25 protein-coding genes and 1 tRNA gene are annotated in these 23,418 nt (G+C 36.7%); 16 read left to right on the top strand and 10 right to left on the bottom strand.

Going from position 1 to position 23,418, the window contains the following annotated elements; all coding sequences use genetic code 11:
* The first annotated feature begins 2 nt into the window (after positions 1-2).
* A complete protein-coding gene (locus tag F1737_RS05110; protein ID WP_317137696.1) occupies positions 3-1,199 on the top strand; it encodes a restriction endonuclease subunit S in 1,197 nt (398 codons plus the stop codon).
* Positions 1,196-2,707 (top strand): type I restriction-modification system subunit M, encoded by a 1,512-nt coding sequence (locus F1737_RS05105; RefSeq protein ID WP_317137695.1) that lies wholly within the window; start codon positions 1,196-1,198, stop codon positions 2,705-2,707. Before F1737_RS05110 ends, F1737_RS05105 begins: the two co-directional genes overlap by 4 nt.
* A 65-nt stretch (positions 2,708-2,772) precedes the next feature.
* Here F1737_RS05105 and F1737_RS05100 read toward each other — a convergent pair whose 3' ends face one another.
* Positions 2,773-2,946 (bottom strand): hypothetical protein, encoded by a 174-nt coding sequence (locus F1737_RS05100; RefSeq protein WP_317137694.1) that lies wholly within the window; start codon positions 2,944-2,946, stop codon positions 2,773-2,775.
* 199 nt (positions 2,947-3,145) lie between these two features.
* Positions 3,146-3,230 (bottom strand) — tRNA-Leu (locus F1737_RS05095).
* Between the two features lie 215 nt (positions 3,231-3,445).
* On the opposite strand from F1737_RS05095, the gene F1737_RS05090 reads away from it, so the two are divergent.
* From F1737_RS05090 to F1737_RS05075, 4 genes are all read left to right on the top strand, one after another.
* Positions 3,446-4,006 carry a 5-formyltetrahydrofolate cyclo-ligase gene (locus F1737_RS05090; RefSeq protein WP_317137693.1) on the top strand — a complete coding sequence of 187 codons (561 nt, stop codon included), beginning with the start codon at positions 3,446-3,448 and terminating at the stop codon, positions 4,004-4,006.
* A 21-nt stretch (positions 4,007-4,027) separates the two neighbouring features.
* A complete protein-coding gene (fhcD, locus tag F1737_RS05085) occupies positions 4,028-4,918 on the top strand; it encodes a formylmethanofuran--tetrahydromethanopterin N-formyltransferase (protein ID WP_317137692.1) in 891 nt (296 codons plus the stop codon).
* Positions 4,919-5,118: 200 nt separating this feature from the next.
* Entirely contained in the window at positions 5,119-6,147 is a 1,029-nt protein-coding gene (locus F1737_RS05080; protein ID WP_317137691.1) for a mechanosensitive ion channel family protein, read from the top strand.
* 125 nt (positions 6,148-6,272) lie between these two features.
* Positions 6,273-6,419 carry a YHS domain-containing protein gene (locus F1737_RS05075; RefSeq protein ID WP_317137690.1) on the top strand — a complete coding sequence of 49 codons (147 nt, stop codon included), beginning with the start codon at positions 6,273-6,275 and terminating at the stop codon, positions 6,417-6,419.
* Between the two features lie 6 nt (positions 6,420-6,425).
* On the opposite strand, the gene corA is transcribed toward F1737_RS05075, so the two are convergent.
* Positions 6,426-7,487 (bottom strand): magnesium/cobalt transporter CorA, encoded by a 1,062-nt coding sequence (corA, locus tag F1737_RS05070; protein ID WP_317137689.1) that lies wholly within the window; start codon positions 7,485-7,487, stop codon positions 6,426-6,428.
* A 224-nt stretch (positions 7,488-7,711) separates the two neighbouring features.
* On the opposite strand from corA, the gene F1737_RS05065 reads away from it, so the two are divergent.
* From F1737_RS05065 to F1737_RS05050, 4 genes are all read left to right on the top strand, one after another.
* On the top strand, positions 7,712-7,891 hold the full coding sequence (locus F1737_RS05065) for a hypothetical protein (RefSeq protein ID WP_317137688.1): 180 nt from the start codon (positions 7,712-7,714) through the stop codon (positions 7,889-7,891).
* A 4-nt stretch (positions 7,892-7,895) separates the two neighbouring features.
* Entirely contained in the window at positions 7,896-9,116 is a 1,221-nt protein-coding gene (locus F1737_RS05060; RefSeq protein WP_317137687.1) for a metallophosphoesterase, read from the top strand.
* A gap of 100 nt (positions 9,117-9,216) precedes the next feature.
* The gene (locus tag F1737_RS05055; protein WP_317137686.1) at positions 9,217-9,978 is read left to right on the top strand and encodes a DUF432 domain-containing protein; all 762 of its coding nucleotides are present in this window, start codon (positions 9,217-9,219) and stop codon (positions 9,976-9,978) included.
* A gap of 3 nt (positions 9,979-9,981) precedes the next feature.
* The gene (locus F1737_RS05050; RefSeq protein ID WP_317137685.1) at positions 9,982-10,866 is read left to right on the top strand and encodes a mechanosensitive ion channel family protein; all 885 of its coding nucleotides are present in this window, start codon (positions 9,982-9,984) and stop codon (positions 10,864-10,866) included.
* A 52-nt stretch (positions 10,867-10,918) separates the two neighbouring features.
* Here F1737_RS05050 and F1737_RS05045 read toward each other — a convergent pair whose 3' ends face one another.
* Entirely contained in the window at positions 10,919-12,676 is a 1,758-nt protein-coding gene (locus F1737_RS05045; protein ID WP_317137684.1) for a PAS domain S-box protein, read from the bottom strand.
* 85 nt (positions 12,677-12,761) lie between these two features.
* Positions 12,762-13,775, bottom strand: coding sequence for a phosphate uptake regulator PhoU (locus tag F1737_RS05040; RefSeq protein WP_317137683.1), 1,014 nt, complete (start codon positions 13,773-13,775; stop codon positions 12,762-12,764).
* A 132-nt stretch (positions 13,776-13,907) separates the two neighbouring features.
* Between F1737_RS05040 and F1737_RS05035 the strand changes: the two genes are divergently transcribed.
* The 4 genes from F1737_RS05035 to phoU are packed head-to-tail and all read left to right on the top strand — an operon-like array spanning position 13,908 to position 18,198.
* Complete coding sequence (locus F1737_RS05035) at positions 13,908-14,771, top strand: phosphate ABC transporter substrate-binding protein (RefSeq protein ID WP_317137682.1); 864 nt, start codon at positions 13,908-13,910, stop codon at positions 14,769-14,771.
* A gap of 42 nt (positions 14,772-14,813) precedes the next feature.
* Positions 14,814-16,763 (top strand): phosphate ABC transporter permease PstA, encoded by a 1,950-nt coding sequence (pstA, locus tag F1737_RS05030; RefSeq protein WP_317137681.1) that lies wholly within the window; start codon positions 14,814-14,816, stop codon positions 16,761-16,763.
* Positions 16,764-16,768: 5 nt separating this feature from the next.
* On the top strand, positions 16,769-17,533 hold the full coding sequence (gene pstB, locus F1737_RS05025) for a phosphate ABC transporter ATP-binding protein PstB (protein WP_317137680.1): 765 nt from the start codon (positions 16,769-16,771) through the stop codon (positions 17,531-17,533).
* Positions 17,534-17,547: 14 nt separating this feature from the next.
* A complete protein-coding gene (gene phoU, locus F1737_RS05020; RefSeq protein ID WP_317137679.1) occupies positions 17,548-18,198 on the top strand; it encodes a phosphate signaling complex protein PhoU in 651 nt (216 codons plus the stop codon).
* Between the two features lie 22 nt (positions 18,199-18,220).
* Here phoU and F1737_RS05015 read toward each other — a convergent pair whose 3' ends face one another.
* The 4 genes from F1737_RS05015 to F1737_RS05000 all read right to left on the bottom strand — a co-directional run bounded on the left by F1737_RS05015 (position 18,221) and on the right by F1737_RS05000 (position 21,761).
* Positions 18,221-18,646, bottom strand: a complete 426-nt coding sequence (locus F1737_RS05015; RefSeq protein WP_317137678.1) for a ribonuclease III domain-containing protein — start codon at positions 18,644-18,646, stop codon at positions 18,221-18,223.
* 209 nt (positions 18,647-18,855) lie between these two features.
* Positions 18,856-19,245, bottom strand: coding sequence for a thioredoxin family protein (locus tag F1737_RS05010; RefSeq protein WP_317137677.1), 390 nt, complete (start codon positions 19,243-19,245; stop codon positions 18,856-18,858).
* Between the two features lie 67 nt (positions 19,246-19,312).
* Positions 19,313-19,789, bottom strand: coding sequence for a pyridoxamine 5'-phosphate oxidase family protein (locus tag F1737_RS05005; RefSeq protein WP_317137676.1), 477 nt, complete (start codon positions 19,787-19,789; stop codon positions 19,313-19,315).
* A 184-nt stretch (positions 19,790-19,973) separates the two neighbouring features.
* Complete coding sequence (locus tag F1737_RS05000; RefSeq protein ID WP_317137675.1) at positions 19,974-21,761, bottom strand: chloride channel protein; 1,788 nt, start codon at positions 21,759-21,761, stop codon at positions 19,974-19,976.
* 139 nt (positions 21,762-21,900) lie between these two features.
* Here F1737_RS05000 and F1737_RS04995 point away from each other — a divergent pair, with 139 nt between their 5' ends.
* Entirely contained in the window at positions 21,901-22,434 is a 534-nt protein-coding gene (locus F1737_RS04995; protein ID WP_317137674.1) for an FKBP-type peptidyl-prolyl cis-trans isomerase, read from the top strand.
* Between the two features lie 71 nt (positions 22,435-22,505).
* On the opposite strand, the gene cutA is transcribed toward F1737_RS04995, so the two are convergent.
* Complete coding sequence (gene cutA / locus F1737_RS04990) at positions 22,506-22,847, bottom strand: divalent-cation tolerance protein CutA (RefSeq protein WP_317137673.1); 342 nt, start codon at positions 22,845-22,847, stop codon at positions 22,506-22,508.
* Between the two features lie 135 nt (positions 22,848-22,982).
* Between cutA and F1737_RS04985 the strand changes: the two genes are divergently transcribed.
* Complete coding sequence (locus F1737_RS04985) at positions 22,983-23,417, top strand: FKBP-type peptidyl-prolyl cis-trans isomerase (RefSeq protein WP_317137672.1); 435 nt, start codon at positions 22,983-22,985, stop codon at positions 23,415-23,417.
* Position 23,418 lies beyond the last annotated feature (1 nt).

Here is a 23,418-nt window from a genome sequence, read left to right as displayed (position 1 = left end):
TGGTGAAGAAGGAGTTGCCTGAGGGATGGGAATGGAAGCAATTGGGGGATATTGGGAAAATATTTTCAGGGAGTACTCCATCAACAAAAGTTGAAGAAAATTTCAATGGAGATATTCCATGGATAACTCCCGCTGATCTTTCTAATTTTGATGAGATGTATATTCAGAAAGGAAAAAAGAATATTTCCGAAAAAGGACTGAAAAGTACCTCTATCAAAATATTGCCTAAAGGAACGGTTCTATTTTCATCAAGAGCTCCTGTAGGTTATGTTGCAATAGCAGACAATCCAATTACTACCAATCAGGGCTTTAAAAACCTTGTATTGAATGATGATCGAATCATTCCGGAGTATGTCTTCTATTATCTGAAGGCTAATAAAAAATTGGCTGAAAAGTATGCCAGTGGAACAACTTTCCTTGAGGTTTCATCAACTCGTTTTTCCCAAATTCCAATTGTAATACCGCCCCTCGAAACCCAGCGCAAGATTGTCGCCATCCTTGAAAAGGCAGAGGCAACGCAGCGCCTGCGGGCGGAGGCGGATGCGCTCACGCAGGAGCTGGTGCAGAGCGTGTTTCTGGAGATGTTTGGCGACCCGGTGACGAATCCGATGGGGTGGGAAAGTGTTAAATTATCCCAAATATGCGAAAAAATTACTGATGGTGAACATGCTACCCCAAGAAGAACTGATGATGGTATTTACCTTCTATCTGCAAGGAATATTAAAAACCATAAAATTGATGTGAACGATGTCGATTTTATCGATCAAGAAGAATATGAAAGAATTTCAAAGAGGATTGTACCACAGAAGGGGGATGTACTTGTGTCTTGCTCGGGGACGATTGGAAGAGTAACCCGAGTAATGAATGATATAAAATTCCAGATGGTAAGGAGTGTGGCTCTAATCCGTCCTGATTTTGCAAAAGTCCATCCAATATATTTAGAATACTGTTTTGATTCACCGTTTGTTAAAGCCCAAATAAATCGCTCCGTTAATAAGTCATCACAAGCGAATCTGTTCCAAGGCAAAATAAAGGAAATTGAAGTATTTTTGCCACCATTAAATAAACAATTAGAATTTGCTCAATTTATTGAGTTATATGAAAATACCCTCATCAAAATAAATAAATCAACGAATGATGATTCCCTTCTTTTCAAGTCAATTATATCAAAAGCCTTCACCGGAGAACTAATTACATGAAACTCGCCCCCGAACTTAAATCAAAAATTGACACCCTCTGGGATCGCTTCTGGAGCGGTGGGATGTCAAACCCCCTCCAGTCCATCGAACAGATGTCCTACCTCATCTTCATGAAGAGGCTGGAGGACATGGATGTGGTCGAGCAGAACCGGGCACGGGCACGGGACATCGAATATACATCAGTCTTCGAGGGACAGGATGTGTGCCGGTGGTCAAACTGGAAGCACTATCCTGCTGAGCAGATGCTCGTGCATGTCCGGGATGTCGTCTTCCCGTTCATTAAGAACCTGCACAACGGGGAAAAGACGCTCTTCGCCCGCCAGATGCGGGACGCGGTCTTCATCATCCCAAAGCCGTCCCTCTTACAGGAGGCGGTTGCCCTCATCGATGAGATGGACATCACTGCACAGAACCGTGATACGCAGGGTGACATCTACGAATATCTCCTCTCCCAGCTTGCCACCGCAGGCAAGAACGGACAGTTCAGAACGCCCCGGCATATCATCCGGATGATGGTGGAACTCGTTGAACCTGATGTCAACGACCGTATCTGTGATCCGGCCTGCGGAACGGCAGGATTCCTCATCAATGCCTATGAATACATCATCCGGAAATACACCAGCCCCGATATGCTGGAAGTGGATGACGAGGGTGAATACCGCAATCTCATCGGGGATAATATCACTGAAAAGCGGCACTGGGAGAAGCTCTGGAGTGATACGTTCTATGGCTATGATTTTGATTCCACTATGGCCCGCATCTCGCTCATGAACATGATGCTCCACGGGATCAAGGCCCCGAAGATCGAGCAGAAGGATACGCTCTCCAAACTCTACAATGAGGAGGAACGGTATTCGGTGGTGCTTGCCAACCCGCCATTCAAGGGGAGTATTGATAAGAGTGATATCAACGACAGCCTGAGCCTTTCAACAACAAAGACCGAACTTTTGTTTGTGGAACGGATGATTCACCTCCTGACGATTGGCGGCAGATGTGCCGTGATCGTGCCTGATGGAGTACTCTTCGGGAGTTCAAAGGCTCATAAAAAACTCCGTCAGATGCTCCTTGAGGAGAACCAGGTCGAAGGCATTGTCTCCATGCCCTCCGGTGTCTTCAAACCGTATGCAGGAGTTTCCACCGCTGTGCTCATCTTTGCTAAGGGCGGGACGACTGAGAATGTCTGGTTCTATGATATGGAAGCAGACGGTTTCTCACTGGATGACAAACGGACGCTCATTGACGGGAAGGGTGATATCCCTAATATCATCGAGCGCTTCCGGGGCCGGAGAGATGAAGTGCCTGAAGACCGGAAGGGCAAGTGCTTCTATGTGCCGTTTGATGAAGTGAAGGAGAATAATTTCGACCTCTCGATCTCGCGGTATAAGGAGATTGAATATGAGGAGATTGAATATGAAGCTCCTGAAGTGATTATTGACAAGATTGAGGGTATTGAGAAACAGATATTGGTAAATCTTGATGAGCTGCGGGAATTGTTGAAAAATAAGTAAATCATTTTTGGATGTCGGATATAAAATATACAATATTTGTTCAAATTCTGGTTTAAAGCTGAATTTTATTTAATTTCTCCAATCCATTTTAAGAAAAAGACGAATGGCACAAATATTGCAATAAATATGTAAGGATGTTTTCCGAAAATATCCACCATTCCTGACATTATTCCAATCCACCAAGGAACTGTTGCTTCTTCAATTAGTTGAGGGAATTTTTCTTCTGAAGGGTCATTCATAAAGCCCAAACGCCATAAAGAGAAATGGCACGGTGAAGATAACAAAAACTGCAAAAATTGATAGCTCTTTAGGACTGCCTTTCATTAGTTCAATATAATTTTAACATACCCATTAAATTAACTCAATAATTTTCGGATAGAATATGGAATTGCAAAAAGTGGCATTTTTCACAACTAACTATAACCCTAAAAAAGAAAATGCGAGGGGAGTGATTCGAACACTCGAACTCCTACGAGACAGGGTCCTAAGCCCTGCGCCTTTGACCAGGCTTGGCAACCCTCGCAAACAAAATAAATGCTTCACTTTATGCCAAATGATAATTCAGAAGATTTAACGGTAATCAAATTATCAAATCAGCAGTATACATATGTCAATCAAAGTTATTAACACATTCTAAATAATCCGGCCAACCCAAAGTAAAATAACAACTATTATATAATTCGATATTTTTTGCAGAAAAGGACATTAATAAATAGATCTGAGCGCATCTTTATTCGTATGCGTGAACTCAAAAATCAGACCCGCGATATCATGCGCCAGAGAAGAGAAGCCCTAACGCCCGAAGAACGCAAAAATAAAAGCGAAACCATATGCAGGCACGTCTTTAATGCCATAAAACCCGGCGAAACAGTCATGTGCTTTTCCTCAAAAGAGATCGAAGTAAATACAACTCCATTAATGGAAATGCTTCTTTCAAATGATTATCCTGTTGTCGTCCCAATAATTGTAAAAGAAGACGTAAGTCTCAGACTCTCATATATAAAGAGCCTCGACGTCCTCGTACCAAGCACATTCGGAGTTCCCGAACCAATCGGAAACGAAATCCCTGTTCCCGAGGGTGCTGTTGACATCATTCTTCTTCCGATGCTCGGATTTGACAGAAACGGAGGAAGACTCGGATATGGTGCAGGATATTATGACAGGTTCCTTGAAAAGAACCCTGAAATTAAAAAGATCGGCATTGCATTCGCCTGCCAGGAAGCAGAAAAAATACCTCTTGAAGACAACGATGTATTAATGGATATCATTATTACAGAAGATGGTATTGTCTATCCTTAAAAAATAAAGGAGAGAAGGATAATGCAGATCAATAATGTTGAAATCATTGACACCTATGCGGAAGCATTTCCAATCTGGTTTTCAAGAGTAATAATTACTGCCGATTCTCTTGAACTTGCAAAAATTGCTGCTGTTGAAGCAACCGGATTTGCAACCTCAACCATAGCATGCCCCTGTGAAGCAGGAATTGAAAGAGAATATTCACCTGAGGAAACACCTGACAACAGACCGGGATTGTCAATTCTAATCTGCACCGCAAGAAAAAATATGCGGGACAGAACAGCTGAGAGAATATCCCAGTGTATTCTGACAGCCCCGACAACAGCTGTGTTTGACGGATTCCCGGATGCAAGTACAAGATTTTCGACAAGAATGCACTACTTTGGTGACTCTTACGAGAGCAGATGCGAAGTCGGAGGCAGAAAATGCTGGAAGATTCCAATCATGGAAGGTGACTTTGTAGGTGAAGAGAATTTTGGATCTGTAAAGGGAATTGCAGGCGGAAACTTCCTCATAATGGGAAAAGACAGAGCCAGTGCACTTAAAGCTGCAAGAGCGGCAGTAAAAGCCTTTGAAAACAGTGAAGGGATAATTGCAAGTTTTCCGGGAGGACTTGTTGCAAGCGGTTCTAAAGTTGCATCCAAAAATTACAAATTCCCAATGTCCGCAAGTACAAACCACAGATATTGCCCGACATTAAAAGGTGTGGTAGAAGACTCACTTGTACCTGACGGAGTAAATTCAATATATGAAATTGTAATCAACGGTCTTAATGAAGAAGTGATTGCAGAGGCAATGAAAAAAGGTATTCTTGCTGCAGTAAAAGAAGAAGGCATTTTATACATAGGTGCCGGGAATTATGAAGGAAAACTAGGAACTAACAATTTCTATCTTCATAAAATCCTAAAATAACAAATACAGCAAAATCTCTTATTTTTTTAAACCTTAAAACTATTTTTCCCGTAAAATATCAAATAAAAATACACCTGAATATTTATAATAAATCAGCATAAACTGCATTTAAAGAAATATAACGATCAGATTATAATTCAAAATTTCCACCATCCTAAATAATAATGAATTATCAGATCATTTACTATATAGAAAATAATATGACAGACATCTTAATCGCATCTTCAATCCTGTTTGCCGGAATAATTCTGGCGGTAATTGTAAATTATATCTTCAAATGGCTGGGCAAAAAAGCGGAAACAACCGAATCAAAAATAGATGATATATTAATAATGGCAATTGCAAAACCGGCATCAATTGCAGTATTTATTGCAGCGCTTTATCTATCCCTGACTTATGTGACGCTTCCTCCGGATTACGCATGGATACTTGAAAGCAAGTATCTGTATACGGCATTAATCATCATCGCCACATGGATTATATCCGTATTTGTTCATAATTTCATCAAGCTCTACGGTGAATGGATAGCATCACAGACAGAAACAGAACTTGATGATCAGATAATTGATTTCCTTGAAGTCTCTGCAAGATACATAATCTGGTTCATCGGTTTTCTTGTGATACTGTCATATCTGGAAATAAATATCACACCGCTCATTGCCGGTGCCGGAATTTTTGGTATTGCAATAGCACTTGCCGCACAGGATTTATTGTCCAACTTCTTCGGAGGTGCTCTGATAATGGTTGATAAACCGTTCAAATGCGGAGACAGAATCAAAATTGAGGGTAACCTTGGTGATGTTGTAAGTGTCGGGCCGAGAAGCACGAGGATCAAAACACTTGACCATCAGCTGCTTACTGTTCCAAATTCCAAAATAGCCAACACAATCATTACAAATTATGCAATGCCGGATGTCAAGCTAAAAGTTAAAATTCCTGTATCCGTTGCATACGGCAGTGACGTCAGACGTGTAAAAGAAATTCTCGAGGAAATTGCAAACGAAGCTGCTGCAAATACAGCTTACATATTAACAGATCCAAAACCCGGTGTATATTTCCTTGAGTACGGAGCCTCAAGCCTTGATTATATGATGGTACTATGGGCTGAAAAATTTAACATGTCATGGGAAGTAAAGGATTTCATTAATTTCATGATCGATGAAAGGTTCAATGAAGAAGGAATTGAAATCCCGTTTCCACAGATGGATGTCCACATCAAAAAAGAATAGATTTCAAATACAAACTATTTACAAAACTTTCACTTTTTTTCCAGGTTTAATCTTTGAAAATATTGTTGCCCCAAATAAGAATATATCAGATGAAGATTATTTATCACAAAAAGGGGGTTTATAAAATGACAGAGATTGATCCTGTATGTAAAATGGAAGTTGATGAAAAGACTGCTGAATTTAAGACAGATTATGAAGGCAAAACATATTTTTTCTGTTCAAAGGGCTGCAAAATTGCGTTTGAAAAAGAGCCTCAAAAATATCTTGAATAAAAATTATCACATCCATTTTTTATTTTTAAAATATACAAACATGGAAATGCCCAATATTATCATTACAAACAGGACTGCAAAATAGCCCATTTCCCATTCAAGTTCCGGCATGTTCTTAAAATTCATCCCGTAAATTCCGGCTATGAAAGTGAGCGGTATAAATATTGTCGCAATTATTGTCAGAACCTTCATAACTTCATTCATCCGGTTGCTAATGCCTGAAAGATAAATTTCTCTCATTCCTGAAACCATATCCCTGTATGTTTCCAGGGTGTCGATTATGGAAATAATGTGATCCATTATATCGTTAAAAAATACAATTGTGCCTTCCTTTATAATAGCTGAATTATTTCTGGTAATACCGGATATTAAATCCCTCACCGGCCAGATTATTTTCCTCAGCTGAATTAAATCACGCTTAAGAGAATAAATTGAATCAAGTACATCCCCGGATGGATCTTCAATTAAAATATCTTCAATCTCATCGATTTTTTCTCCGAGGTATTCAAAAACAATAAAATAATTATCGACGATAAAATCAATGACTGCATAGAGTAAATAGTCGGTTCCGTATGATCTAATCCTTCCTGCAATATTTTCCTTTAGTCTTTTTTCAATAATTCCAAAAAGATCATCATTATTCTCCTGAAAAGAAACCATCAGGTTTTCCTTAACCAAAAGACTGATCTGCTCTTCAACAATCTCACTATCCCTGATAAAAAGGTACTTTAGTGAAAGGTAGATATAATCATCAAAATGCTCGTATTTGGGCCGGAGATAAGTATTCAGGATATCTTCAAGGGTTAGAGAATGAACACTCAGTATCGTACCAATTTTTTCAATCTGACTTATATCGGCAAGTCCTTTTATCTGAATCCATTCTTTTATCCCGTTGGGTCGTGGATATGTTATCTCATCAACAGAGATATTTTCTGTCTTTTTAAAATATTTCTCATTGTATTCTATCCGGTTAACCAAAGTTCCGGCTGGAAGATTCTGACTTATATGTATAAGAGTCCCGGGAGGAAGTCCTGCTTTTGAAGATTCCTTAATACTATGAGATTTCACATTCACTCATCTTCAGCTGATAATAAATGCGATAATATATAATCTTACCCTGAAATTTCAATAAATCGGCAGGATTTCTCATCGGAATCATCTTTGCATATTAAATAAAAGACGAATTCCAAATTCTATAAAATTTTCCCATAGATAAATGCAGTCTTTAACCGGAAAACAGCACTGTTACATTTAGTAACGCATAAATAATTTCTAGTTACATTTTGTAACAGATGTCGAAAGTAACAAGAATACAGGAAGATGCGGTTGAAATTACTTTAAAATACGGCAATACAATAAGTGAGGGGATAAGGACCATGGAAAAACTTCTTCAAAAACAAAAAAAAGGAATTGAGATTGAAGATGTCAGGATGGTAATAAGAGAAGAACTTGAAAGTTTCGGGAGATATTGATCACTTGACGTCCAGAATAGAAATTTCATTAAATCTTTCTGCCTCATCACAAAAAATTGCAGACAGAATTCAGGAGGTCCAGTCAGCGATACCTTACAAAAAGGTTGTTGAAAATCCTGAAATAAAGATAATTACTGCAATTGCAAACGACAAAGAAGAAATTGAAAATATTCTAAAAGCAACAGAACTGGCCAGTCTTAATTATGATTATCTGACATGTCTTGTCAGTGGGTGGGAAAAATCACAAAATAATAAAAAATTCTCTTTGTCATTCGGAGTGGAACCGGCAGAAAACCTGGAAATCTGGTACGAGAAATTAACAAACGAAATATCATCTATCAAGATTAAACCCCGGAATAACACATTTGAAATACCTGTTACCGATGACATAACAAATATTGAAATGCAAAAAATTAAAGAAGCAATTGGCGAAAAATGCGGAATAATCTCCAGGTTTCTTCAAAAAACATTTTACAAAAACACTCCGTCACCAAAACATTCTTTCAGGGCACTTTATCTGCCGGTTGACATCATGAGAATAACCATCAAAAAAGACGGAAAATTATACAGGGAATTTGATCTTCCCTCAAAAAAATGGATCACTTTGCAGAGCAAAAATACCTGGAAAAAAACTCTGGAAAATTATAGACTTATTAAAAATTACGAAATAAATGCTTCACAATTCGATGATGAAAAAGAGATATTTTTAATCAGTGATTTGCATTTAGGTCATAGTGAAATCATTAAAAACACTGCAAGACCTTTTGAAAATACCAAAGAGATGAACAAAATTTTAATTGAAAACTGGAATAATACCGTAAAACCAGAAGACACGGTAATTTTTGCCGGCGATCTCTCTTACAATTCGTCATACTCTGAGGTACATGAATATCTTGCAAAATTAAACGGCAACATAATTTTTGTAAAAGGAAATCACGATCACTGTTTGGAAAACGGACTGGATTCATACACCTTTTCTTACAAAGATTTCAATTTTTTTGTAGTTCATGATCCAAAAAAAATACCGGAAAACAATAATTCATGGGCTATACACGGACACACTCACAACAGCAGACTATATGAATATCCCTTCATAGAAAAAAATCGAAAGACAATAAATGTAAGCTGCGAATTAACCGGATATAAACCAATAAATATCAGGGATATCTGCAATCTTATAAAAAATACAAATACTGAAAAAATAATATCCGGAGATCTCTGTTAAAAATAACCACATGATATTTTAATAAAAATCTCATTCCGACACTATTTTATTAATAATTTTATAGAACTCTCAAATTTTCATTTATTTAGTCAGAACTAATATGAACTATACATATTTACCTGAAAAAACAGAAATTAAAAATAACATTATGTTCGGGAAGCATTCATTTGATTTTCAATATCACACAGATGAGATTGAAATAGGCATTAAAAAAGAGAATGGGTTTTTTAAATACTACCGCCGGATTCCGGGTGACGATGTATTTGAAAAAAAAATTCTTGAAGAAAACGGGATGGTTATTATCAATCCCGTAGAGCCTGTAAACCTTCCAAAAACAGTAACCAAATCAAATCATCTTGAAATTGAATTTGATCCGGTAATTGTCGGCCCAAATCAGAAGAAAGAAATTTTCCTGAAATTCCCTGTCGAAATAGGAGTATTTTTAATATCAAACAAATATTCTCATCTGATTGATATTTTTTCATTCAACAGTCCCAAATTATCTCTTTATGGTAATCCTAACGGTGGCACAATAACAAGATGGACAAAAAGTGAAATCTACTCATCAGTCCCTGAAACAGATAACCAAAAAGAAGGGGTGATCAGCATCGAAATAGAGAATAAAATGTCAGAGTGGATGGAGATCAACAGAATAATTCTGGACGGATACGGGATGAAATTATATTACGATAAATCTCTTGTTTCAATGGCCGGCCGAATGAAAATCCAGAGCAAAAAAGATGCTGAAACTCTCTGCTGTGCAAGACCTCTTAATAAAGGAATGAAAAAATCAATAGAGGTTTTTGCAGCCAGAAACATACCTGTTGTCGGGAAGACATTTACAATGGAATGGGGTTACTAAACAATGGATACATCCGATATAAATACAAGTGAAATATCCAAATATTTCACACAATCCTTAGGAACCACCAGCATTTCAATCTATGATATCGCTTCATTCATTGTAATTATTTGTGCAACATTCCTGATTGCAAGAATAGTTACAAACAGCCTCACCAAAACACTAAAGGAAAAACTCGATGACAATGAATTAAATCTTATCAGGAAGATTTTATTTTACGGAATTGTCATAACCGGTTTTCTGGTAGCTTTGCCAAATATTATATCCGACGTCTCAGGTCTTCTCCTCGCCGGCGGAGTATTCAGTATAATAATCGGTTTTGCCAGTCAGAGCACGGTTTCAAATCTTGTATCAGGATTATTCTTAATAATTGAGCATCCGATAAAAGTCGGCGACAAGATAGTAATTGAAGATGAAATGGGATATGTTGACGACATCAGAATACTCTCGACAATTATCAGAACGTATGAAGGCAAGTTCGTCCGGTTCCCAAATGAAAAAGTGTTCAACTCAAAAATAATCAACTATGTCACAAATGTGGCGATAAGATTTGAATATACCGTTAATATCAGCTATCAAGATAACGGAGACAAGGCTGTTCAGGTTATTAAGGATGTAATTGAAAAAGAGCCCTATATTCTTAAAAATCCTGCACCATATACCTGGATAAAAAATCTCGGTGACAACGGGGTTGACATAGTTGCAAGGATGTGGGCACCTTCATGGGATTACTGGAATACTGAAATTGTTCTTCTGTTAAAAATAAAGGATGCTCTTGAGTCTGAAGGTATAGAAATTCCATTCCCGCAGAGAGTTGTATGGTTTGCAGAAGACGACCCTAAAAAATGTCCGGATTTAAACATCCCCCTTTCAAAAGAACTTCAATAATTTAACTTTTTAAAAATATAATTTTTTTAGAAATATCTTAATAAAAAAAGATTCAATGTTCCTGATTTTTCATCCTCCAGTATTTAGAAGGAATAATTATTTCAAAACGTACACCTTTTCCATAAACGCCGTTTTCAGTTATTGATATATCAGTTATCCCGAGAATCTCCTTGCTTAGGTAAAGGCCAAGGCCGGTATTTGATCCAAAACCCTTTTCAAATATCATTGATTTTTTATCATCCAAAACGCCCTGTCCGTTATCTTCATAGACCAAAACACCGTTGTCTTCATTCTCTATAAATGAAAATTTCACAGAGGTAACATTAACACCATGCCTTAGGGAATTATCAAACATATTGAAAATAACTTTTTTAAACATGGGATCAGCGAAGACTTCAAAATCCGGGATGTCACACTTTAGATTAAAAGATTCAAAAATTTTATTCGCATAATTATTTTTTATAATCGCAGAAACGTCCTGCCAGTCTGCAAGCTCTATTCCAAGTTCTTCGTAATCCTTTGTAAAACTAATTTGTTTGTTAATGACTTCAACTGATTCAAGGATCATCTGAATATATTCTGCGGTTTCAGATTCGGGGGGTATTTTATCATCATAAGCGATAAGATCCCCGGCAAGTTTTATGGCAGTGACCTGGTTTAAAATGTCATGTCTGGTTATTGAAGATAAAAGGTTTAGTTTTTTGTTTGAATTTTTAAGAGCCTTTTCATAACTTTTTTTATCAGTAATATCAAGAACCGATTCAACGATTCCTGAAAATTCACCCTCTTCATCAAAAACCGGATTTGAATTTATTCTGAAAATACGTCCAATAGGAGATTCAAAATCACCACACTGAAAATTCTTATCTGAAAGTGACATTTGTGCAATACATTTTTCACAGAATTCATTTCTGCCATAAAATATTTCATGACATTTTTTTCCAATGATTTCTTCTTTTTTCTTTTCAAATAAATTTTCTATTGCACGGTTTACCCCGATTACCCTGAAGTCAGTGTCCAGAAAAATTAATCCTTCGCTTATGCTGTTAAGAATAAGAGTAATTTCTCTTTCTGATTTTTGAAGAGATTCCTCAAAAAGTTTCCTCTCAAGTATATTTCTTGAGAAGAAATATAGAAGTTCCTGATTGTCATAATCCCTTGAAAAAACCTTGACTTCAACAGGATACTTTTTCCCTCCGGAATCTGTCTGATATGTTTCAAAGGTTTTAATGCCGTCCTTTTTAACAAGAGAGTAAAATTCATTCCATTTAACCGGACAAAACCCGGGAATGAAATTAGAAATATTACTTCTAATTAGTTCATCTTTTGAATATCCAAGATTTGAACAAAAAGTTTCATTTACGTAACAGAAATTACCGGATTTATCCAGATAAAAAATCTCATCAGGAGAATTGTCGACTGCAAACTGGCTAATTTTAAGATCCTTTTCAGTTTCTCTTTGTTTGTCCACCAGGAAAACAATAATTGAAGATACTGATAACAGAACAATTGATCTCACACCTGCCCCGAAAATTATGAAGTAATCATACGGGAAAAATATCAGAGTTTCAAGAAAGTATCCCAAAGAAATAACCAAAGAAAATAAAAGTCCTTTTCTCAGGAAAAAATATGACGATAAAATAACCGGTACATAAAAAAAATGAGGGTATATGCCGGATATACCATTAATTAGTGCAAAATATGAAATTATAAATGCCCCAATTGTGGACAGTGCAATAAGTCCGACAATCAGGTATTGTTTTTCTTCCTTTTTATCCCCCTTAAAAAAAGGAAAGTTGATATTTCCCATTACAAATCAATAAAATATTATCATCAGTATGTTTAAATATACTTAAATTAACCAGGGTTTTAAAAAGAAAATATTTTAAATCAGGTTACATCTTTGGAGTTTTTCCGACAATTTCATTTATAAGATTTTCACAGATGTCAGTAGAGTAATCAAATACTCTTCTGATACTGTCTGAAATATTTACAATCGGTATTGCGAGAACAGCGTCATAATTTATTGCTTCTTTATTTATTTCCCTGCACTTTTCCTCTATATCAAAAGCAAGTTCGATTACACTGTTGCCTTTTTCAATGTCATTTTGGAAAAATGAATCTGTACTCATCTGAAACACCTTTAGCGATTCACTGCTTACGGATTCAATTTTTTCATAAATTTCTTCAGGAATATTTTTCCCTGCAATTTTTTCGACATTGCCTGCTATTCTTGTTGCATGATCACCCACACGTTCAATAATTCTGCTGATTAAAAAATAACTGGCTGCCATATCAGGAGATACTTTCATTCTTCTTGAAAGATTCAGGTCATTTATAATCAGATGAGACTGTCTTCCAATAAGCCAGTGCAGTCTGTCAACATCACTATCTCTTGCAATTACGTTTTTAGAAAGATTTAAGTCATTCTCTTTTAGCGCAATAAGTGCATCCCTGTGCATTTTTGCAACAATTACAGACATTCTGTTGAGAGTATTCAGGATAGGCATCTCTGAAGGGTTTAAGAGATCTTTTATAATGATTGTTTTATCAGACTCCTCAACCACTTCCTGGCCGATTGCCATATTGGTAAATTCTCTTACTCTTTCAGTAACAAAGGCAGGAAGTCTGCCATGTGCCCATATTTTCATTGAAGTGTATCCTGAAATATATGCTCCAATCATACACCTAAGAAAATAATTCTGATCAGTTGATGCATTAACTTCAAATTCCCAGATTTTTTGTACCTGAAAACCGCTTGTATTGGGAGTGATCATAAGGTTCCCGTCTTCCTGTACAATAAGCCCGACAGGATCATTTTTATGGATATTACTTTTTTTGACCCATTCCTTAGGAAGAGATACAATATAAGAAGATCCTCCGCTCATCTGAACTTTTCTGATATCCATATATATTATTATCTTAAATCTAAAAATATAAATTTTTAACCCGTACTAATATATTGATCAATAGTCAAAATATATTTTACTTCGACAATACCTTTATAATCACTTTTCCAATTGGATATTGGTAATATGACTATGAAAGTATCAAAAAAAAATGCTCTATTTCTACTTTCTTTTGTAGCTGTTGTAATTATGGCTGTATTAGTCAGTGGATGTACAGGTGATGACAAATCAGGTGCAGATAATGGAAAAATTGAAACACTTACAATAACGGGTTCAACAACCGTCCTTCCGATAGGACAGGCAGTAGCTGAAAAATTCATGGACCAGTATTCCAATACGGATCTCCAGGTTTCAGGAGGAGGATCAAGTGTCGGCATACAATCAGCAGGTGAAGGAACTGTTGATATAGGAATGGCATCACGCGATTTAAAATCATCAGAAACTGAAAAATATCCGGAACTTATTCAGCACGTTGTTGCCCTTGATGGTATTGCGGTTATTGTGCATAAAGAAAATTTGGTAGATGATATTACATCTGAAAATCTGGTGAAAGTTTACAAAGGTGAAATTTCAAACTGGAAAGAACTCGGCGGTGATGACATGGAAATTGTTGTTGTTGGTCGTGACAGTTCTTCAGGTACAAGAGAGTTTTTCTATGAAAAGGTAATGGAAAAACAGGACTTTGTAAAGACCCAGCTTGAAAAGAATTCAAACGGTGCTGTAAAACAGACTGTTTCCCAGACACCAGGTGCAATCGGCTATGTCAGCATGGGATACCTTGGTGAAGATGTAAATGGTCTGGGCATTCTCGAAAACGGAGAGGTTATTCTTCCAAACATTGAAAATGTGGTCGATGGAAAATACCCGATTGCAAGAACTCTTAACATGATTACCAGAGGAGAACCGGAAGGTCTTGCAAAAGAATATCTGGAATTTTTAAAAAGTCCTGAAGGGCAGTCGGTTGTTGAAAAAGAAGGATACATTCCCATAGCCTGATCGGGTCAGTTTTCAGGAAAATTATCAATTTTTGGCATGAAAATGACTCTTTCATCAGAATCTGCATTCAAAGGAGATTTGGGCAGCAGAAATAAATTAAAGCATTATGGCGAAAAAATACCAGGGGCTTTATTGTTTTTAACAACAATATTTGCAGCATTTTCGGTATTTTTCATATTGCTGTTTCTCTTAAAAGATGCGGTTTCCCTGTTTGAAAACGTAAGTCTTCCTGAATTTCTCTTTGGAAATGTCTGGAATCCATCGGGAGCAAATCCCTCATATGGGACGATGCCTCTCTGGACAGGTACAATTCTTGTAACTTTGGGCGCTATGCTTATTGCAACACCTCTTGGAATTGCAAGTGCAGTATATATATCAGAGATTGCATCACCGAAAACGAGAGCCGTTGTAAAGCCTGCAATAGAACTTCTTGCAGGGATACCTTCAGTAGTATACGGATTTTTCGGATTAATTGTGCTTACAAATTATCTGAGAATAGCCTTTGATATTCCTTCAGGGGAATGCTGGCTTGCCGGTTCGATTCTTCTAGGCATTATGGCATTACCTACCATTATCAGTGTCTCTGAAGATGCAATAAGTTCTGTTCCAATGTCATACAAACAAGGTTCACTTGGTCTTGGTGCAACACATCTGCAAACAATAGTAAAAGTTTTGATTCCTGCCGCATCCTCAGGAATAACAGCAGCATTAATTCTCGGAATGGGAAGAGCAATAGGTGAAACCATGGCGGTTTTAATGGTTACCGGAAATGCCGCAATAATACCCGAACCCCTTTTAAATGTATTGTCTCCGGTCAGGACTCTTACAGGAACTCTTGGAATTGAAATGGGGGAAGTTGCCATAGGAAGTCTTCATTATCATGCATTATTCGGGGTAGCATGTCTTTTACTTTTTATTACATTGTTCATTAACCTCTCAGCAGGACATATAATAAAAAATCTCAATAAAAATTCCGGGTTGAAGATAAAAAAATTCTTTAAACATTCATCTTTTAGCGGTAATAAAAGACTCCTTCTGAATCTGACAATTCTGGCAGTTGTTTTGATTGTGATATCAGTTCTGCTAAATATTGCAGCGGCGATTTCAATAGGCGGGATATACCTGTTATATGCACTTCTAAATGCAAAATTCAGCAGAAATACAAAGCAAAAAATTGCCTTTTCACTAATATATGCATCCGTTGCAATTGTCCTCTTAGTGCTTGCATTGATACTCTATGACATAATATCAAACGGACTTCCCGCAATATCGTGGGAATTTTTAACACAGTCACCTAAAAATCTGGGAAGAGAAGGAGGCATATTCCCTGCAATTATCGGAACGGCCTACCTTGTTGCAGGAGCAGTTCTTTTCTCTCTCCCAATTGGTATCGGCTCGGCAGTTTACATGAACGAGTACACAAAACAAAACAGGATTACTTCGATAATCAGAACAGGAATTGATCTGCTAAACGGAACGCCCTCAATAGTATTCGGCCTTTTTGGTTTTGCGTTTCTGGTTTTATATCTGGATTTTGGAATCAGCCTTATTGTAGGACAAATAACACTTGGACTGATGATCCTGCCAACGATTATCAGGACAACCGAAGAGTCCCTCAAAAGTGTACCTGATTCATTAAGACATGGAAGTCTTGCCCTGGGGGCAACAAAATGGCAGACCATAAGAAAAGTAATTCTTCCATGTGCAGTTCCGGGAATAATAACCGGAACGATACTTTCAATAGGAAGAGCGGCAGGAGAGACTGCACCGATAATGTTTACAGCGGTTGTATTTTCAACAAGGTTTTTGCCTTCATCGCCATTTGAACCTGTAATGGCACTTCCTTATCATCTCTTCATCCTCTCAACAAATGTGCCGGGAGCAGAATCAAACCAGTACGGCACAGCACTTGTACTGATAACTCTTGTAATATTGATCTATTCAGCAGCGATTTTAATTAGAAACAGTTTCCAGAAAAAAATACAGTGGTGAACGAAATGAAAAATGAAAATATTATACTAAATACAAAGGATCTTAATCTCCATTATGGAGATAAATCCGCTCTGAAAGATATAGGCATCTCAATTGAAAAAAATAAAGTAACAGCACTTATAGGTCCATCGGGATGCGGAAAGTCCACACTTCTAAGATGCTTTAACCGTATGAATGATCTTGTTGATAACTGCAAAATAAAAGGAGAAATCCTGTATCATGAAAAAAATCTGTATGCACCCGGTGTTGACGTTGTAAACCTGAGAAAGTTAATTGGAATGGTTTTTCAGCATCCAAATCCTTTCCCAAAATCAATATATGAAAATGTTGCATACGGGCCGAGAGTTCACGGGATTAAAGACGAAAAAAAACTGGATGAGATTGTTGAAAAAAGTCTGAAACAGGCGGCATTATGGGATGAAGTCAGCAACCGGCTCGACGATCCTGCAACAGGCCTCTCCGGAGGACAACAGCAAAGACTCTGTATTGCAAGAACGCTTGCAGTAGAACCTGAAGTAATTCTTATGGATGAACCCTGTTCAGCTCTTGATCCGATAGCGACTGCAAAAATCGAATCTCTCATAGAAGAGCTGAAAAAAGATTATACTGTCATAATAGTTACGCACAGCATGCAGCAGGCATCAAGAATAAGCGATTATACAGGATTTATGTATATGGGTGAACTGATTGAATTCGGGGAGACTGAAAAGATATTTTCATCGCCTGACAACAAACTGACGAACAACTATATTACAGGAAGATTCGGATAAGGAGGTCACAATAAATGCATGACAAATTTCACGAAGAACTTGATTCTTTAAAAAAAGAAGTAATTGAAATGGGAAATTTTTCAATTGAAATGCTCTCTGATTCCCTGAAAGCATTAAAATCAATGGATAAAGAACTCGCTGAAGATGTATATTTAAGAAAAGAAAAACTCTCTGATTATTATACACAAATAGAAGAAGAGACACTCAGGATACTCGCATTGTATCAGCCGGTTGCAGCAGATATCAGGACCATTACCTGTATAAGTCAGATGAATGTTTCATTTTATAGAGTGGGAAGAAACGGGAAAAAGGTAGCAAAACTGGTAAAATCACTCGAATTTTCAAAGCATCTTGAGATTATAAATTCCCTCTGTCGCATGGGCAAATGTGTAATTTCAATGTTAAATGATGCATTGGACGGCTTTAAATCAGAAAAAACAGATAAATTACAGAATCTTTCATATCTTGATGATGATGTGGACAACCTTCAGAAATCGATATTTCGTGAAAGCATAAGCTACATGATGGAAGATAAAAAAAATATTTCAGGCTGTATCGAGTACGTTATGGTCTCAAGCCATCTTGAGAGAGTAGGGGATCACGCCTGTCTTATGGCAGAAAAAATATATTTCATGGTTGAGGGGAAAAGAATAGAAATCAAATAAATTTATTTTAAATTTAATAGTTTTAATCAACAAAGTCTATCTTTTTTAACATTTCAAAGACAACTTCAAGTCCGCCGTCAAGAAAAACAGCACCTGCAATCGCTTCCATGCATTCTGCAAGAACCCTTCCCGAAGTCCAGATCTCCTGCTGCCTTTCACCTTTGCCCCATAAAACATTCTCATGAATATCCAGTTTCTCCCCCAGTTTCCTTAAACTGCTCATATTTACCATATTTGTTTTTTTCAGGGTTATACTTCCTTTTTCATGTTCTCCTGAGTCAATAATAAATTTGATTACTATGACGTCAATTACTGCATCACCAAGTGTTGCATATGCATCCATATAGTCATTTTCAGGGAGATCTCTTTCTTTAGAGTATGAATGGCGGGTTAATGCTCGGATAAGATATTCTCTGTTTTTAAAGTTATACCCAATTTTTTTTTCCACATCCAAACAAATCTGATCAGTTTCCATACTAATTCGTATAAATTATTGTAATGCAGAACATATAATTTTTTAGAGATTATATAAGATATCCATCAATATAATATTTTGAATGAATGTTTTGGTTTTGAAAAATTAAAAATACAATTTGGTGAAAAATATTTTATACAAAACCTCTTTTAAAAAATATTGCCTGATTATACCTGCTTTTTTCAGGCATAACCGGTAATCTCATAATCAATTTCAGTTGACTTTAATGCACAGACACTTCCATTTTTTATCATATCCTCAATCATTCTTTTAAGCAAGGCAGGATATACGGCACCTACAATATCACCGACAGGTTTGCCACCGCAGAAATATTTGAAGGTAGGGGTTGAAAAAACACCGTATTTTTCCCGGATCCAGACGCTGTTGTCAGTATTTAAAAGGCCGAAAACAACCCTTTCACCATATTCTTCTGCATATTGCTCAAAATAAGGCATCATTGTTCTGCAGTGAGGACATGTCTCACTATAAAACATTATGAAAACAGGTTTTTTGTTTTTTTCAACAAATGTTTCCCAGTTTGAGTCATTTAGTTCAGGAATATTTGCGCTCATCACCATTCTTCTCCGGTTGGTGATGTAGAATAGTATATACTAAACTTAAAGATTTGCCCAAAAAAAGTTATAAATTTTTTAAAGCCACAATATCTGTAACACCGGTAAGTTTCCAGATATTTGACCTTTCTTCTGTCACAATGGCTTCAACTTCCTCAGAAGGATCATGACCTAATGCTGCAAGAATGTTTTGCGAGAGATTTTTTTCCTTAATCATCTCAACAAATTTTTGTCTTACCTGTTTTTTTGTTATTGCATCCTCTTCCTGGACTATGTATCCCTGCATCGTTATAAATGTGTAACAGGACAAATCCTTTGAATATTTTTCAACTTCAACAGATACGTGTGGATTTAATTTGTATAGATCATTTTTACGCCCGTATTTGGTTGAAAGGAAATATAAAAATTTTCCATCAAATACATACAAAAAAGGAGCGAGATAGGGATACTTTTTCCCACGGAATGCTATCCTGCAGATATATCCTTCTTCTATCAGTCTGTCGTATTCTTTTTTTTCCATCTTTGGAATCTTAACAATATCCATTGCCAACAACACCTGAAAATATTATTTTGAATGCTTGTATTATAAACATATATAGATTTCTTTATAGAATTGATCAGTTAAGGAATAGAATTGAAAGATTAAAATAAACATAATCAGCGTGCCACAATGTTAATAGATATAAAAATCATCTCATAAAATCATGGCTTGTAAAAAAATATTCTGTTTATTTAGTTAATTCCTTCATTTTCTGTGTATATGCTTTCATTATATCTGTGGATGTAATAAATCCGACTAATCTTGTATTATCGGCTTTATCCACAACAGGAAGGTGATGGATTTCTTTTTCAATCATAATAGAGAGTGCAATATCAAGTGTTGATTCAGGATTAAGTGTGAATAATTTCTTTTTCATAATCTCTGAAACTTTTAATGTATCATTATCCCTGAATATGTCACGGTGGGTTACTATTCCGACAAGCTTCCCGTCTTTCACTACAGGAAAACCGGTATGACGGGTTTCATCAATAATCTCAATTATACAGGACTGATAATCATCCGGACTTAAAAGGATCAGTTCAGCAGAAGTTCTCATTGCACTTTTTGCAGATATTTCTTCTAATATTTCACTATTATATTCACCCCTGTGTGCAGATGACTGTGCCTTGGTTTTTAACTGCTCCCTGAATATTGTATTTTCTCCGGTCAGAACATTTGAAACTGCAACCGCACCCATTGCCGGGACCAACAGTGAAAAATCCCCGGTCATTTCAATAACCATAATCATAACAGCAATAGGGGCATTTGCAATTCCGCCAAAAAGGGCAATCATACCGACAATTACAAAGGCCGGCACTGAAGACAAAGGTACAATTTCAGGAATAAGATAATACAATATCATTCCGAAAGCTCCGCCGGTTGCACCACCAATGGCAAGACCAGGTGCAAAGACACCCCCGCTTCCTCCTGATCCGATTGTAAAGGAAGTAGTGAGTATTTTCGTAAACGGCAAAAATAAAAGTACTGAAAGCGGGAGCAGATTATAAATTGCAAGCTGAATAAAACCGTAACCGGTTCCAAGACTTGCAAGACCTGTAATCATCGTCTCCGGAGAGATGTAAGAAAGGGTTATTACAAAAATGCCAATAAAAAATGCACCTGTTACCGGCTTTAAGTACCTGGGGAGATTATGTTTCTCAAAAAAGTCTGAAAATGCTTTTCTTGTACCGTAAAAACAGCTGATATACAAAAGTCCGATAAACGCACAGATTATACCAAGAGTAATAAACAGGGGGATCTGGTGGATATTCCATATTATTTTAGCCGTGCCGAAAATTGCATCATATCCTTCAAAATAACCAAAGATTGAGTAACCGATAATTGAAGCAAGAAATGCAGGCAATATTGCTTCTGATTCCACATCCCGCGTATATAATATTTCTGCGGCAAGAATTGCCCCTCCAAGAGGCGCCTTAAAAATTGTACCGATACCTGCTCCTATACCGGTTGCAAGTGCAATTCTTCTCTCTTTTGGAGATAGATGTAATGCATCGGCGGCAATTGAACCAAAACCTGCAGATATCTGTGCTGTCGGCCCCTCTCTTCCGGCACTTCCTCCTGTTGAGATTGTGAGAATAGAGGCAACTGCTTTAATTACAGGTACTCTCCATCTTATCCGGCCTTCCCCGTGAAACGCTTTTATTGCCGCATCAGTACCATGGCCTTCAGCCTCAGGTGCAAACCTGTAAACCAGTAAACCCGATAAAAAAGCACCGGTACATATTATCGGCAATATAAGCCATATGACAGGAGGCGGCGTCCAGCCTGAAATTTCAGAAATAGTCTGTCCTTCAAGAGGCAGATAATATTCGAAAAATGTCTCCATAACAAACAGAGTACCGTATTTTAATCCCCAGAAAAACAAAAGAGCACCGACACCGGAAATAATACCCACTGTTATCCCGATTAACATTATTTTCTTAAATGAAGAAGCATTTTCCATTATCGGCAACATTCCTTATTATTTTCAACCTGATTATATTTGATTATAATTCAATTAAAAATACCTGCCAAATTTTCATAAACTTTTTTGAAAAATAAAATGATCAAATACTTTATTTTCTTATTATTCCTAAAATAAAAAGAGAGATTTCATGAAAAAATTAAGTTTTGGATTTTTAATAGTATTTTTGGCAATCATGACTGTTCTGACAGCAGGATGTACCCAGTCAGCTGAAAATAATACTGATTCTGCAAGATATGGAGATACTGTGGAAGTATATTATACTGGAACCCTTGATGACGGAACTGTTTTTGACCAGTCAGTTAAAGGAAACGGCACTCCCCTTAAATTTGTTCTTGGAAAAAAACAGATGATTTCCGGATTTGAAAAAGCTGTTGTTGGAATGAAAGAGGGAGAAATAAAAACCGTAACACTGACACCGGATGAAGCATACGGTGAACGTGATGAAAATCTGACATTTATTGCCGGCAGAGACCAGTTCCCGGAATCTTTTGAACTTGAAAAAGGCAAAAGTTTTGGAATGAGCGGAAATGACGGAAGTGTATATCAGGTGACCATAACAGATTTCAATGAAAGTGAAGTTACACTTGATGCAAATCACCCGCTGGCAGGAAAGAATCTGACATTTGAGATAACTCTGGACAAATTGATTTCACCCAGATAAATTATTTTTTTTAATCAGCCTGTTTTTCTGTTATTATCAAAATTACCAAAACAGTGACTGAAATATAAATATCATTTTGATTTTTTAAACGAAGTAACGGTCTCACGTACCCAGTTTAAATAATCCTCTGAGCCGTTTTCCACAGGTATTGATATTATCTCAGGAAGTGCATATGAATGACGGGCTTTAATAAATTCTTTCAGATCATCAAATTGCGATTCAATTGTCTTTATTATCAACAAATCCTCTTCATCATGGCAGAATTTATCATCCCACAAATAATATGAACCAACAGGAATTTTATTAATACAGGCGGCATATCCCGATTTGATTATATCTTTGCATATTTTTTTAGATTCTTCTGATGAAACAGTACATAAAACAACAATAACTTTTTTTAACTCACCGGACATAGTGATTGAGTTATTGGAACATTATTCACATTTATGTTTTCCATGGCAAACATTGATGAAGAAGAATTATTTTTAAAAACTGTATCGAAAAATATTAAAAAACTATGAAATTTACAAAAAACAGGCAGGTGAAGCATGACTGGTGCAAAGAAAGGAGATCTTCTTCTTGTTCATTTCACGAGCATAACTGAAGACGGAGATATATTTGAAAGTTCAAAAAATGAAGACCCGCAAAGAATTGTCTTAGGTGACGGAAATATAAATCCGGCATTTGAAGAAGCACTTTATGGAAAAAAACCAGGAGACGTTGTAAAAGTTGATCTTCCTGCTGAAAATGCATACGGAGAATATAATAAAAGACTCGTATTTAAATTGAGGAAAAAAGGTCTGAACTTTACATATGATCCAAAACCCGGACAGATCGTAAACCTGAAACTACCAACAGGCCAGAACTCACTTGTAAAAGTAATGGAAATCAACACAAAAACAATAAAAGTCGATGCAAATCATCCAATGGCGGGAATGAACCTTACATATGAACTTGAACTAATTGATCTGCTTCCAGAATAAA

The sequence above is a fragment of the Methanoplanus sp. FWC-SCC4 genome (assembly GCF_032878975.1).
GTDB classification, from domain to species: Archaea; Halobacteriota; Methanomicrobia; order Methanomicrobiales; family Methanomicrobiaceae; genus Methanochimaera; species Methanochimaera problematica.
The sequence above is the reverse complement of the archived record's forward strand: the minus strand, read 5'-3'. Positions and strand labels throughout refer to the sequence as shown.